A 13,638-nucleotide genomic window follows, 5' to 3' on the forward strand; every position below is an offset into this window, starting at 1 on the left:
CCCTCTGGCGCGCATGAGCCGCCAAGCACCTCTATTGCAACGCTGCGCGGGGCGAAAGCAACGGCCGCGAGTGTGGGCCACAGCAAAAGGGCGGAGCCGAAGCCCCGCCCTCTTACCTGTTCGGCTGGATCTGCCGCTTAGTAGCGGTAGTGATCCGGCTTGAACGGGCCTTCCACCGGCACGCCGATGTAGCCGGCCTGCTTCGGCGTGAGCTTCGACAGCTTGACGCCGAGCTTCTCGAGGTGGAGCGCGGCGACCTTCTCGTCGAGATGCTTGGGGAGCACATAGACTTCGTTCTTGTAGTTCTCGCCCTTGGTGAAGAGCTCGATCTGCGCCAGCGTCTGGTTGGTGAACGACGCCGACATCACGAACGAGGGATGGCCCGTCGCGCAGCCGAGGTTCACCAGGCGGCCCTTAGCGAGGATGATGATCTGCTTCCCGTCGGGGAACTTCACCAGATCGGTACCCGGCTTCACTTCGTCCCACTCATAGTTGGAGAGGGCGGCGATCTGGATCTCGCTGTCGAAGTGGCCGATGTTGCAGACGATCGCCATCGGCTTCATCGCCTTCATGTGATCGGCGGTGATGACGTCGGCGTTGCCGGTGGCGGTGCAGAAGATGTCTGCACGCTGGACGGCCTCGTCCATGGTGACGACCTCGAAGCCCTCCATCGCCGCCTGCAGCGCGCAGATCGGGTCGATCTCCGTGACGAGGACGCGGGCGCCGCCGTTGCGGAGCGACTGCGCCGAGCCCTTGCCGACGTCACCGAAGCCGGCAACCGCGGCGACCTTGCCGGCGAGCATCACGTCGGTGGCGCGACGGATCGCATCGACCAGCGATTCCTTGCAGCCGTAGAGGTTGTCGAACTTCGACTTGGTCACCGAGTCGTTGACGTTGATCGCCGGGAACGGCAGCTCGCCCTTCTTGGCGATCTCGTACAGACGGTGGACGCCGGTGGTGGTCTCTTCCGAGACGCCCTTAAGGTTCTTGACCGTCTCGGTGAGGTAGCCCGGGAACTTGGCGACGAATGCCTTCACCGAGCGCTGGAACTCGACCTCCTCGTCATTCTCCGGCTCGCCGAACGACGCACCGGCCTCGAGCTTGGCGCCCCACAGCGCGAACATGGTGGCATCGCCGCCGTCGTCGAGGATGATGTTGGCGGTCTGCCCGGTGGTGCCGGCACCCCAGTTGAAAATATCGCCGACATAGTCCCAATAATCGGCCAGCGTTTCGCCCTTAACGGCGAACACCGGGATGCCGGCGGCCGCGATGGCGGCGGCGGCGTGATCCTGGGTGGAGAAGATGTTGCAGGTTGCCCAGCGGACTTCGGCGCCGAGCGCGACCAGCGTCTCGATCAGCACCGCGGTCTGGATCGTCATGTGCAGCGAGCCGGTGATGCGCGCGCCCTTCAAGGGCTGCGACGCGCCGAACTCGTCGCGCAGCGCCATCAGGCCGGGCATCTCGGTCTCGGCGATATCGATCTCCTTGCGGCCGAAGGCGGCAAGGCTGATGTCCTTGATGACGTAGTCATGCTGTTCGGCTGCGAGCGCGGTGGCCACGGGAATTCTCCTCAATCTTCGCTAACATCGCGCATATCGACATGCGCGCAAGCCGCCCAAGTAGCGACCCGGCCGCCCCAAATCAAATATAAAGATATCTTTATATGATGTCTCAGGCGGTGCCGGTGGCGGCGACCAGCAGCCGCGGGTCGATCCCGGCATCGGCAAAGGCCGCGGTCCAGCGCTCGGGCGCGGGGACGTCGAACAGCAGCCGCTCATCACCCGGCAGATTGAACCAGCCGGGCCGGGCGAGCTCGCCATCGAGCTGGCCCTCGCCCCAGCCGGCATAACCGAGCGCGACCACATAGCGCCCCGGTCCGTTGCCCTCGGCGATCGCGCGCAGCACGTCGACGGTGCTCGACAACGCCCAGCGGCCGCCGACGTCGATCGTGTCCTGCCCGCCCCAATCGAGCGTGTGGACGACGAAGCCGCGGCGCGGCTCGACCGGGCCGCCGAAATGGATCGGCGCATCGGGGGCGACGCCATGGTCGATCTCGAACTGATCGAGCAGATCGTGGAGCCCGAGCCCGTCGATCACCGCGCCAAGACCGATGCCGATCGCGCCCTCGGCATCGTGCGCGCACATCGCGATCACCGCGCGCTCGAAGTGCGGATCGGTCATCGCCGGCATGGCGAGAAGGAATTGGCCGGACAAATAAACGGGTTGGATCATGATGACCCACCATAGGCGCGGTCCACCCGCGCCACCATGCTTGAATTCGCCGCCCGCCTCGCCGAGGAAGACGCCGCCCGCCAGCTTCGGCGGACAGGAGATGGATGATGACGATCAGCGTCGGCGACCGACTGCCCACCGCAACCCTGGTCAAGGTGACCGCCGACGGCCCCGACCAAGTCAGCACCGACGATTTCTTCGCCGGCCGCACGGTCGCGCTGTTCGCCGTTCCCGGCGCCTTCACCCCGACCTGCTCGGCGCGCCACCTGCCGGGCTTCATCGACAAGGCCGACGAGCTCAAGGCCAAGGGCGTCGACAAGATCGCCTGCACCTCGGTCAATGACGCGTTCGTGATGGGCGCCTGGGCGAAGTCCGCCGAGGCGCAGGGCATTACCATGCTCGCCGACGGCAACGGGGCCTTCGCCGAGGCGCTGGGGCTGACCATGGATGGCAGCAAATTCGGCATGGGCACGCGCAGCCAGCGCTATGCGATGCTGGTCAAGGACGGCGTGGTGGAACAGCTCAACATCGAAGAGGGCGGCGAGTTCAGGGTCAGCTCGGCGGAGTATCTGCTCGGCGCGATGTGACCTGCGTTGCCGCCGCCGTCATGCTGAACGTGGTTCGGTGTTGATGGCTTGCGCTGCCGGCTGGCGTGCGGCGGCGGGTGGGCCATGGATCCTGAAGCGAGTTCAGGATGACGGTGGGCGGTGAGGCGGCGCGAGGCGGCGCTGCCCGCCGTCTTGCCTCTGTCACCCGGCCCGCGTAACAATCCCGGATGTCAACTGCATCCCAGATCGTCTCCGACCTCGACCGGCTGTATCGCGCCTCGGTCGACCGCCTCCAGGCCGCGCTCACCGCCTATCTTCGCGATGGTACACCGCCAGCCGCCGAAACGCGCCGCGATGGCTCGTTCGCCTATCCCGAGATCCACCTCACCTTCCGCGGCAGCGACGATCGCCCGGCGCCGCTGCGCTCGTTCGGCCGCCTGGTGTCGCCCGGCGAGTATCGGATCAGCGTCACCAAGCCGGGGCTGTTCGCGGACTACCTCACCGAGCAATTGACGCTGCTGATCGAGGATTATGACGTCGATGTCGCGGCGGTGGAGGGGCGGCAGGAGATCCCCTTCCCCTACGTGCTCGATCCCGGCCATGCGCTGAGCCTCGACACCGTCTCGGCGACCGAGCTGGCGCGGCACTTCCCCGCCACCGAGCTCGCGCATATCGGTGACGAGATCGCCGACGGATTGTGGGCGCCGCACGACGAGGTCCGCCCGCTGGCGCTGTTCGACGGGCTGCGCACCGACTTCAGCCTGGCGCGGCTGCGCCACTATATGGGCACGCCCGCCGAGCACACCCAGCGTTTCGTGCTGTTCACCAACTACCATCGCTATGTCGACGAGTTCGTGCGCTGGGCGGCATCGCAGCTGGGGCCGCGCGAGGATGGCAGCCCGAGCCGGTTCACCGCCTTGTCGGGCGCGGGCAATGTGATGATCGAGCGCGCCGAGGACGTCGACACAATCGTGTCCGACAGCGCGTGGCGGCGGCACCAGATGCCGGCCTATCATTTAATGGCGGACGACCGCACCGGCATTACCCTGGTCAACATCGGCGTTGGCCCGTCCAACGCCAAGACGATCTGCGACCATCTCGCGGTAATGCGCCCCGAGGCTTGGCTGATGATCGGCCATTGCGGCGGGCTGCGCCCGAGCCAGCGGATCGGCGACTATGTGCTCGCCCACGCCTATCTGCGCGACGACCATGTGCTCGACGACGTGCTGCCGCCCGAAATCCCGGTGCCCGCGATCGCCGAGGTCCAGCAGGCGTTGGCGCGCGCCTCCGAGATCGTCTCCGGGCAATCGGGCGAGGAACTCAAGCGACGGCTGCGGACCGGGACGATCGTGACCACCGACGATCGCAACTGGGAGCTGCGCTACTCACGCTCGGCGCTGCGCTTCTCGCTGAGCCGCGCGGTCGGCATCGACATGGAGTCGGCGACGATCGCCGCGCAGGGTTACCGCTTCCGCGTACCCTATGGCACGCTGCTGTGCGTGTCCGACAAGCCGCTGCACGGCGAGCTCAAATTGCCGGGCCAGGCCAACCGTTTCTACGAGCGCGCGATCAGCGAGCATATGCGGATCGGGATCGAGACCTGCGAGCAGTTGCGGCTCGAAGGGGCCAAGCTGCACAGCCGCAAGCTGCGCGCGTTCGACGAGCCGCCGTTCCGCTGAGGCGCGGTCGGACCGCCGGCGAGGATGTCGGGGAAACCATCGGCGGTTAATGCGTTACGGTAGCGAATCATTTCAGGGAGCTATAGCCGTGGCCGACGAGACCCCCGACACGCCCAAGACCGACACCCCCGCTACCCCGCGCCGGCGCGCGCCGCGCAAGGCGTCCACCGCGCGCAAGACCCCGGCGCGGTCGGCGGCCGGCAGCTCGCCGGTCGACGCGGCCGAAGAGGCGGTGAAATCGGCGGTGGAGAAGACCGAGACCACGGCCAAGGCTGCCGTCAGCAAGGCGGAAGGCGCGTTGAGCTCGGCGGCGAAGGCCGTGAAGCCGCGCTCGACCAAGCGCGCAACGCCCCCGGTCGCATCACGCAAGCCGGCCGCATCGGCGAGCAAGTCGGCAGGCGCCAAGTCGTCCGCCGCCAAGCCCGCGGCCGCGAAGGCGCCGCGCGCCAAGACGAGCCGCAAGTCGCCGGCCCGCAAGCCGACCAAGGCCGGCAGCAACTGGGGCGTCGCCGCCATCGCCGGCGGCATCGCCGCAGCCGGCGCCGCGACCGCGGCTGCCCTGCTGGCGCTGCGCGGCAGTACGCCCAAGGTGCCGCTGCTCAGCGGCAGCGCGCATCAGCCCGACGGCACGGATTCGTCCAAGTCGTTCGAAGCCGGGATTGCCGACTAGAACAGCGTTCCGGAGTGAGGTGGCGGGGCGGTCGACGTGCGACTGCCATGGGCGTCTTGCCGCATCGTTACACTCAGCGGAGATTGGCATTGCCTGGAGCCTGCCGATTGCTGGCCAAGGGGGAGACCCCAGCTTTTGCTGGGTTGACGGCTGAGATCGGGTGGCCGCCGCGCCGAGCCCTCACTCACACCGTCATGCCAGCGGAAGCTGGCATCTCCTCGAGGCTGCCCGTTCGCGCGCCACGGGGAGACCTTAGCTTTCGCTGGGGTGACGGATAGGGGCGGACGACGATCGGGGACGAATGACCCTCGGGGCGGGCGACAGGCCGATGCTGTTGGATGGCTCCGGTCCACCACCGCCCTGCGCTATTCCGTCAGGAAATCCGCGATCTGCTGACCGAGCTCGGGCTTGGTGACGGCGCTCATGTGATTGCCGGGGATCACCGCGGCGCGGGCATGGCGCATCGCGGCGGCGAGATCGACGGTCGAGCCATTGTCGTCGTCATCGACGCCGGCGACCACCAGGCTCGGCACGGCGATCTGCCGGACCGCCTCGAGCGGGGTGTCGACGAAGGTGTCGAGCACGTGGAGCAGCGCCACCGGATCACCGCCCGTGGTCTTGAGGAACGCCTCGGTCAGCCACTCGCTGCTGCCGCGCTCGTGGCGGCCGAGATTGGTGAGCACATGGCGGAAATAGCCGCCGCGACCGGCCGTGTGGAGAATACCGCGCAGCCCCATCCCCGACAGCACGGCGCGCCGGGGGGTAGCGCCGTTGGCGAGCATCCGCACCGCGGTGCGCGCGCCGAGCGAATAGCCGGCGAGATCATAATCGGTGAGGCCGAGCTGCTCGACGAGGGCGAAGCCGTCGCGCATCAGCGCATCGGGCGGGTAGGCTGCGGCATCATGCGGGCGATCGCTGGCGCCATGGCCACGCAGATCGGGCATGATCACGCGAAAGTCGCGCGCGGCGATCAGCGCGGCATGGCCGTACTTGATCCAATTGACCTCGGCATTGGAGAAATAGCCGTGGATGAGCACGAGCGGACGCCCCTCACCCATCTCGCGCCAGGCGAGGCGGGTGCCGTCGAAGCTGGTGACGTAGCTCGGTTCAATCGGGGAGGTGGCCAAGGGTCTCGATCCATTTGTTGCTGATGCGCTGGTTCTGGTCGGTCCGCTGCGTCGGAAGGTCGCGCGTGTCCAGCCATTCCGGGTGCCAGCTCTCGACGCCCGAGTGGCTGACCGGGCGGAAGTGCGAGGGATCATCGAAGCTGCCGACGGTCAGGTCCATCGCCGGATGATCGTCCGACTCATAGGTGAGCGGGGTGCCGCAGGCCGAGCAGAAGCCGCGCCGCGCGAACGGCGACGAGCGATAGCGCTCGGGCGGCTGGGTGGTCCAGGTGAGATCGGCGGTGTCGATGCCCTTGAGCGCGATCGAGACGCCGCTGGTGGCGCGCTGGCACATCCGGCAGTGGCACAGATAGGCGTCGGTATCCGCCACCCGCGCCGCATAGCGGATCCGGCCGCACTGGCAGCCGCCGGTCATGATCGTGGTCATCGCGTCCTCCTTGTCGCGAACAGGGGCCCTGCTTGTACCGGACCGAGACGGCGGGCGGCGAGGAATTTGCTTCGCCCTGCTGCGGCAGGGCTGGATCGCGCCCGGCAAACGCGCCACTAGCGGTGGTTCGCCGGCAGAAGCGAGCGATCGGAGAGGTACTCGCCCCTTATCACCGAGGTCCGATGCAGCCGCGCGCCGATTCCCTTCCCCTTGGACGTCCCCATAGCGTCGCCGAGGATGCCTATGCGCTGGTGATCGGCTGCGTGCTGCTGGTGCTGGGGCTGATCTTCCTCAAGGCAGCTGGGCTCGTCACCGGCGGCGTCGCGGGGATCGCGCTGCTCCTCTCCTATCTGGTGCCGCTGCCCGCGGGCGTGCTGTTCACGCTGATCAACATTCCGTTCTTCGTGTTCGCGCACAAGGTGATGGGCGGGCGGTTCGCGGTGAAATCGATGCTGGTGAACCTCGGCATCGCGAGCTTCTCGGCGCTATCGCGGGTGTCGATCAGCGTCGTCGGCGTGCATCCGGCGTTTGCGGCGCTGGTCGGCGGCACCGTGATCGGGCTCGGCATCCTGGTGCTGGCGCGGCACCAGGCGGGGGTCGGCGGCACCGGGGTGATCACCCTGTGGCTGCAGCGCACCCGCGGCTGGAACGCCGGGCGGACGCAGATCGTGCTCGACGTGCTGATCCTGGCGGCGGCGATCCCGGTGGTGAGCGGCAGGCAGCTTGCCTGGTCGGCGCTCAGCGCGGTCGCGATCAGCCTGATCCTGATCGCCTGGCACCGGCCGGGGCGGTACATCGGCCATTGAGCCGGCCACGTCACCCCAGCGCAGGCCGGGGTGACGGCTGGCGATCGCTCAATCGGTGGTGTCGTCTTCCAGCAGGTCGACGTCGAGCGCCGGCGTGTCCTTCTTGAGGTGGCGGCGGCCGAGCAGCTCGGCGATCTGCACCGCGTTGAGCGCGGCGCCCTTGCGCAGATTGTCGCTGACGCACCACAAGGACAGGCCGTTCTCCACCGTCGGGTCCTCGCGGACGCGGCTGATGTAGGTGGCGTCGTCGCCGGCGGCCTCGATCGGGGTGATGTAGCCGCCGTCCTCATGCTTATCGATCAGCATGATCCCGGGTGCCTCGCGCAGGATGTCCTTGGCCTGTTCGGCGCTGATCTCGTCGTGGAACTCGATGTTGACCGCCTCGGAATGGCCGACGAACACGGGGACGCGCACGCAGGTCGCCGACAGCTTGATCTTGGGGTCGAGGATCTTCTTGGTCTCGACCACCATCTTCCACTCTTCCTTGGTGGAGCCGTCGTCGAGGAAGTTGTCGATATGCGGGATGACGTTGAAGGCGATCTGCTTGGTGAACTTCTGCGCCACCGCGGGATCGCCGACGAAGATGTTGCGGCTCTGCTCGAACAGCTCGTCCATCCCGGTCTTGCCCGCGCCCGACACCGACTGATAGGTCGCGACCACCACGCGCTTGATGCGCGCGGCGTCGTGAAGCGGCTTCAGCGCCACCACCAATTGCGCGGTGGAGCAGTTCGGGTTGGCGATGATGTTGCGCGCGGTATAGCCGTCGATTGCGGCGGCGTTCACCTCGGGCACGATCAGCGGCACGTCCGGATCCATCCGGTAGAGCGACGAATTGTCGATCACGGTGCAGCCGGCGGCGGCGAACTTGGGGGCATAGACCTTGGTCGCCTCCGAGCCGATCGCGAAGATCGCCATGTCCCAGCCGGCGGGATCGAAATGCTCGATGTTCTGGACCTTGAGCTTGCGATCGGTGTCGCCATAATCGATCATCTCGCCCTGGCTGCGCGACGAGGCGAGCACGGCGATCTCGTCCGCCGGGAAGTCGCGCTCGGCGAGGATGTTGACGACTTCGCGCCCGACGTTGCCCGTCGCACCGGCGACGACGATCCGGTAACCCATTACACTTCTCCGTGGATGCGGGAGCGCCGATAGACGCTCGCTGCCCGACATGAAACCCTCCGCCGCCTATCGAGCGGCGAACTTTTATTTCGCCGGCTTGTTCTTCACATTGCGATCGAGGAACTCGAGGATGGTGTTCCAGACGTGCTGGCTGATCACCGGGCCGCCGACGCGGTGGGTGTAGCCAGGGTAGAACATCATCTCGAACGGCGTGTCCGTCTCCTGCATCCGCGCGACCACCTTGGTGCTGTTGTCGAGGAAGACGTTGTCGTCGGCCATGCCGTGGATCAGCAGCAGCGGATCCTTGATGTTGGCGGCATCCTCGATCGCGGCCGAGGTGGCATAGCTTGCCGGGTCCTTGGCGGGATCGCCGAGATAGCGCTCGGTATAGTGGGTATCGTACAGCTGCCAGTCGGTGACCGGCGCGCCCGAAACCGCCGCGGCATAGACGCCCGGCGTTTTCTCGAGCATCTTCAGCGACATATAGCCACCGTACGACCAGCCGTAGGTGGCGATCTTGGCGCCGTCGACGAACGGCAGCGACTTGAGATAGTTGGCGCCGGCGAGCTGGTCCTCGACCTCGACCGTGCCCATCGCATGGTAGATCGCGTCCTCGAACGTCTTGCCGCGGTTGTACGAGCCGCGATTGTCGATCTGGAAGAAGATCCAGCCCTCGTCGACCAGGAACTGCGGCAGGGCGCCCTGCCAGCCGCGGGTGACCTGCTGGCCGGTGCCGGGGCCGCCGTAATGCTGGAAGAACACCGGGTATGTCTTGCCCGGCGCGATCTTGGGGGTGATCATCTCCCAGTAGAGCGTGGTGCCGTCGGCGGCCTTGATCGTGCCGAACTTGGTCTCGCGATGGCTGGCGAGATAGGGGTAATAAGGGTGCCCCGGCACCACCGCATTCTCGTTGATCCAGGCGATCCGCTTGCCCGCGGTGTCGGCCATATAGACCTGCGCCGGCTGGCTCGGCCCCGAGCGCGAGATGATAAAGCGGGTCGCGGCGGCGTCCATCGAAGCGCCATGGGTGAAGCCACGCTCGGTGAGGCGGGTGACCACGCCGGGATGAGCGATGTCGACCTGGTAGAGCTGCTGCTCGAGCACGTCGTCCTTGGTGCCGGTGAAATAAAGCCGGCCCTTGGCCTCGTCGACCCCGACCAGACCGGTGACGACCCAGTCGCCCTTGGTGAGCTGGGTCCATTGCCCCGCCTTCCAGCGGTAGAGATGGCCAAAGCCGTCGCGCTCCGAGCGCCAGATCAGGCTGCCGTCCTTCATCGCGCGATAGTCGTCGGACAGGTTGAGCCAGCTGCGCTCCCCCGATTTCTCGGTGAACATCACGCTCGCCTTACCGGTGATGGGATCGACGCGGAGCATGTCCAGCGTCTTCTGGTCGCGGCTCTGGCGCTGGACGAGCAAGGTCTTGCCGTCGGGCGTCCAGTCGACGCGGGCGAGATAGATGTCGGGGTCGGCACCGAGATCGACCTTCACCTCGCCCGAGCCATCGGGCTTCATCACATAGAGGGCGACGAGCGCATTGGGGGTGCCGGCGGCAGGATAGCGCTGGTCATAGGTCTTGGTGCCGGCGGCGCCGATCGAGGCGCGGGTGGCGACATGAACCGGCGCCTCGTCAAACCGCTCGACGGCGATGTGGCGCTCGTCAGGGCTCCACCAATAGCCGGTGAAGCGATGCATCTCCTCCTGCGCGACGAACTCCGCCTCGCCGAAGTGCACGGTGCCGCCGCCGCCGGTGGTGACGGCATGAGCGGTGCCGCCAAAGAGCGGCTGGGCGAACAGATTCTGATCACGGACGAAGCTGACATAGCCGCCGTGCGGCGACACGATCGGGTTGAGCTCGCCGCCGGGGATGCTGGTGAGCCGGGTGACCGTGCCGTCGAGCGCGGCAAGGTAGAGGTCGCCGTCAAGGGGGACGAGGATGGTCTTGCCGTCGGGCGACCACTCATAGGCGACGATGCCCTTGGACCCGCCGATGCGCGCGCGCTCGCGCTGCATCTTCTCGGCCTCGCTGAGTTCGGCGCCGGAACCGACCTTCTTCGAATCCAACAGCATGCGCTCGGCACCGGTGCTGGTGTCGCGCGCCCACAGATCGCTGCGCTCCTTTTCATCGGCGCGCGGCCGCAGAAACGTCAGCATCCTGCCGTCGGGCGACAGCTTAAGCGCGCGCGGCTGCGAACCGGACAGATCGGGGCTGCCGAACACCCGGGCGAGGGTGAGATCGCCGGTAGTCGCCGGGGCGGTGACTTCCTGCCCTGCTCCGTCAGCGGCCATTGCCGACGTTCCCACCGAAGCCAGAGCCACTGCCATCACCCATGCGCGCATCCCATGTCCTTTGCGACCCAACGTCCCGGCGTTCATAAGCCCCGGCTGGCCGACGTAAAGCCGGGTTTGGGATGGTTACCGTGCCGTACACCCTGTCTTTACGTGCTTCTGTATAGAAGCTGGCAGAGAGTGACGTCGCCGTCTGGGTTTGGGGATGGCGACGAATGAGCCGGGGTAGCATGTTGAACACTGTACAGACACGTCAGCACCATAGCGCCTGGGACCTGGTCACCCGGCTGGGTGCCACGGACGGCAGTGCCGGCCACCCCCATTTGGCGCAGCTGATGGCCGCCAGCGCGGCGCATCGCGACCTTGCCGACGCGGTCCACGCCTTGTGCGACGTTCATGCCCAGCATCCCGGCATGCCTGCCGATGCGCATCTGTGCTGTGCCCAGCCGGATGCGTGCGACTGGCTTGACGAGGTTGCCGCCGCCTTTGCCGGCGAACGCGCCTATCTCGCCCGACTCGCCGCCGCCGCCGGGCCGACGCCGTCGACCCCCGGCCAGGCCGAGAGCGAGGCGGCGATGACCGCGAGCCGCCACGCGCTCGAGATGCTCGCCCGCTCCGAACGGCGTGGCTGCGCGACCGGCGCGGTAGCGGCGCTGGTGCTTGACTGGACGCCGATCCGCCATCTGCTCGACCGCGCCGCGCAGCGCTTCGGCGTCGAGCCGCCACGCTGCACCCTGCCCCGCCAGGCCACTACCGCCGCGAGCATCGAGCCGCTCGGCGCCACCCCGGCGACGGAACGCGCGATCACCTTCGGTGCCCAGCAGCTGTTCGCCCAGCATCGCGGGCTGTGGGACCTGCTGGAAGCCCGGGCGCACGCGCGCAACGGGTGAACGTGGGGGTGACTTGAGCCGGCCCAGTTGCTCTGCGTTGGGGTGCGGGTGCGGGTGCGGGTGTCTCTGTCTTCCCCGTCATCCTGAAACGAGTTCGGCGTGACGGGTAATTTGGCGCGTTCGCCTCTGGTGTACCGCCGCCGCGTTCGCGGCTAGGGCATGCCCATGGCGGCGACACGCGTCTGCCGCTGGTGGGGATGGTGATGAAGCGCTTCGACGGCACGCAACGCTATGTCGCGACCGAGGATCTCAAGGTCGCGGTCAACGCCGCGGTGACGTTGCGGCGGCCGTTGCTCGTCAAGGGCGAGCCGGGCACCGGCAAGACGGTGCTCGCCTATGAGATCGCCAAGGCGGCGCAAGCCGAGTTGATCGAGTGGAACGTCAAGTCCACCACCAAGGCGCAGCAGGGATTGTACGAATATGATGCCGTCGCCCGGTTGCGCGACGGCCAGCTCGGCGACCCGCGGGTGCACGACATCGGCAATTACATCCGCCGCGGCAAATTGTGGGAGGCGTTCACCCGGCCGACGCCGCCGGTGCTGCTGATCGACGAGATCGACAAGGCCGACATCGAATTCCCCAACGATTTGCTCCAGGAGCTCGATCGCATGGAATTCCATGTCTACGAGACCGGCGAAACGGTGCGCGCCGTCGAGCGTCCGATCGTGGTGATCACCTCCAACAACGAAAAGGAACTGCCCGACGCTTTCCTGCGGCGCTGCTTCTTCCACTATATCAAGTTTCCGGATCGCGAGACGATGCAGGCGATTGTCGACGTCCACTTCCCCGGCATCCAGCAGCTGTTGGTCAGCCGCGCGATGGACCTGTTCTACGAAGTGCGCGAGGTGCCGGGGCTGAAGAAGAAGCCGTCGACCAGCGAGCTGCTCGACTGGCTGAAGCTGCTGCTGCACGAGGACATGCCGCTCGAGGTGCTGCAGAACCGCGATCCCACCAAGGCTATCCCGCCGCTGCATGGCGCGCTGCTCAAGAACGAGCAGGATGTGATGCTGTTCGAGCGGCTGGCCTTCATGGCCCGGCGGCAGGGGCGCTAAAGCCGGATTATTCGCGGGGCGGCTAGTGAAAATTATCCGCTCCACTGCAGCCGCGTTTTGGCGATACCGTAGTGGCTGACAGCAAAGAACGTCAGCATTACTGAGGCTTGTTACGCCTCCGCAACGGCGGCAACATCTTGCCGCTTTCACCGTCGCTTTACCATGGTCGGCAACCCTGCAGTCACATGGCGCCCGCTATCTCGCGGTAATGCGGAACTTTCTTTCCTCATGCGTGATGCGTGCAGCGGCAATGGCGGCGGCAACCATCGCTGCCGCTCCCGCCGGTGCGACCGCGCTGCTCGACTATGTCGGCCAGTGCGTGCCGTTCGCGCGTGAGGCATCCGGCATCCAGATCTACGGCGATGCCTGGACGTGGTGGGACAAGGCCGCGGGCCGTTACGATCGCGGTCATGTGCCGCGCCCGGGATCGGTGATCGTCTTCGCCAAGACCGCGCGGTTGCCGCTTGGTCACGTCGCGGTGGTGAGCCGCGTGGTAGAGCATCGGGTGGTGATGCTGACCCACGCCAATTGGTCGCGGCAGAATGGCGAGCGCGGCCACGCCGAGCAGGACGTGACGCTCTACGATGTCTCGCGCGACAACGACTGGAGCACCGTCAAGGTTTGGTATCGCGACAATGACGGGCTGGGCGGCAGCCTTTATCAGGTCGACGGTTTCATCTACGGCGGCCATCCGGCGCGCGGGCTGACCGCGAGCAACCCCGATTATGTCGGCGCGCTGATCGATGCCTATGTACCGGGGATCGCCTCGCGCTGATCGAGCGCGCGAGGGCTGTTCGCCTTC

The 13,638-nt window shown here is 66.8% G+C and carries 13 protein-coding genes; 7 read left to right on the forward strand and 6 right to left on the reverse strand.

The window, feature by feature from the left end:
- Positions 1-137 precede the first annotated feature (137 nt).
- Positions 138-1,559 carry an adenosylhomocysteinase gene (gene ahcY, locus OXR60_RS01055; RefSeq protein ID WP_267393180.1) on the reverse strand — a complete coding sequence of 474 codons (1,422 nt, stop codon included), beginning with the start codon at positions 1,557-1,559 and terminating at the stop codon, positions 138-140.
- 112 nt (positions 1,560-1,671) lie between these two features.
- The gene (locus OXR60_RS01060) at positions 1,672-2,232 is read right to left on the reverse strand and encodes a YqgE/AlgH family protein (RefSeq protein ID WP_267393182.1); all 561 of its coding nucleotides are present in this window, start codon (positions 2,230-2,232) and stop codon (positions 1,672-1,674) included.
- A 107-nt stretch (positions 2,233-2,339) separates the two neighbouring features.
- Here OXR60_RS01060 and OXR60_RS01065 point away from each other — a divergent pair, with 107 nt between their 5' ends.
- The 3 genes from OXR60_RS01065 (at position 2,340) to OXR60_RS01075 (ending at position 5,129) form a co-directional block, all read left to right on the forward strand.
- Positions 2,340-2,819, forward strand: coding sequence for a peroxiredoxin (locus tag OXR60_RS01065; RefSeq protein ID WP_267393184.1), 480 nt, complete (start codon positions 2,340-2,342; stop codon positions 2,817-2,819).
- 188 nt (positions 2,820-3,007) lie between these two features.
- The gene (locus OXR60_RS01070) at positions 3,008-4,459 is read left to right on the forward strand and encodes an AMP nucleosidase (RefSeq protein ID WP_267393186.1); all 1,452 of its coding nucleotides are present in this window, start codon (positions 3,008-3,010) and stop codon (positions 4,457-4,459) included.
- Between the two features lie 88 nt (positions 4,460-4,547).
- Entirely contained in the window at positions 4,548-5,129 is a 582-nt protein-coding gene (locus tag OXR60_RS01075; protein WP_267393187.1) for a hypothetical protein, read from the forward strand.
- Positions 5,130-5,494: 365 nt separating this feature from the next.
- Here the strand turns inward: OXR60_RS01075 and OXR60_RS01080 are convergent, their stop codons facing one another.
- Positions 5,495-6,256, reverse strand: coding sequence for an alpha/beta hydrolase (locus OXR60_RS01080; RefSeq protein WP_267393189.1), 762 nt, complete (start codon positions 6,254-6,256; stop codon positions 5,495-5,497).
- Positions 6,237-6,683, reverse strand: coding sequence for a GFA family protein (locus OXR60_RS01085; RefSeq protein ID WP_267393191.1), 447 nt, complete (start codon positions 6,681-6,683; stop codon positions 6,237-6,239). The genes OXR60_RS01080 and OXR60_RS01085 overlap by 20 nt, the downstream gene beginning before the upstream one ends.
- Positions 6,684-6,865: 182 nt before the next feature.
- Here OXR60_RS01085 and OXR60_RS01090 point away from each other — a divergent pair, with 182 nt between their 5' ends.
- The gene (locus OXR60_RS01090; RefSeq protein ID WP_267393193.1) at positions 6,866-7,489 is read left to right on the forward strand and encodes a YitT family protein; all 624 of its coding nucleotides are present in this window, start codon (positions 6,866-6,868) and stop codon (positions 7,487-7,489) included.
- A gap of 48 nt (positions 7,490-7,537) precedes the next feature.
- On the opposite strand, the gene OXR60_RS01095 is transcribed toward OXR60_RS01090, so the two are convergent.
- Together OXR60_RS01095 and OXR60_RS01100 are read right to left on the reverse strand one after the other, a co-directional pair.
- Positions 7,538-8,608, reverse strand: coding sequence for an aspartate-semialdehyde dehydrogenase (locus tag OXR60_RS01095; protein ID WP_267393195.1), 1,071 nt, complete (start codon positions 8,606-8,608; stop codon positions 7,538-7,540).
- An 84-nt stretch (positions 8,609-8,692) separates the two neighbouring features.
- A complete protein-coding gene (locus tag OXR60_RS01100; protein WP_267393196.1) occupies positions 8,693-10,945 on the reverse strand; it encodes a S9 family peptidase in 2,253 nt (750 codons plus the stop codon).
- 179 nt (positions 10,946-11,124) lie between these two features.
- Between OXR60_RS01100 and OXR60_RS01105 the strand changes: the two genes are divergently transcribed.
- The 3 genes from OXR60_RS01105 (at position 11,125) to OXR60_RS01115 (ending at position 13,611) form a co-directional block, all read left to right on the forward strand.
- The gene (locus OXR60_RS01105) at positions 11,125-11,784 is read left to right on the forward strand and encodes a hypothetical protein (RefSeq protein ID WP_267393198.1); all 660 of its coding nucleotides are present in this window, start codon (positions 11,125-11,127) and stop codon (positions 11,782-11,784) included.
- Positions 11,785-11,987: 203 nt separating this feature from the next.
- Complete coding sequence (locus OXR60_RS01110) at positions 11,988-12,836, forward strand: MoxR family ATPase (RefSeq protein ID WP_267393200.1); 849 nt, start codon at positions 11,988-11,990, stop codon at positions 12,834-12,836.
- 208 nt (positions 12,837-13,044) lie between these two features.
- A complete protein-coding gene (locus OXR60_RS01115) occupies positions 13,045-13,611 on the forward strand; it encodes a CHAP domain-containing protein (RefSeq protein WP_267393202.1) in 567 nt (188 codons plus the stop codon).
- Positions 13,612-13,638 lie beyond the last annotated feature (27 nt).

Origin of the sequence: Sphingomonas sp. GC_Shp_5 (genome assembly GCF_026540855.1) — a bacterium.
GTDB lineage: Bacteria > Pseudomonadota > Alphaproteobacteria > Sphingomonadales > Sphingomonadaceae > Sphingomonas.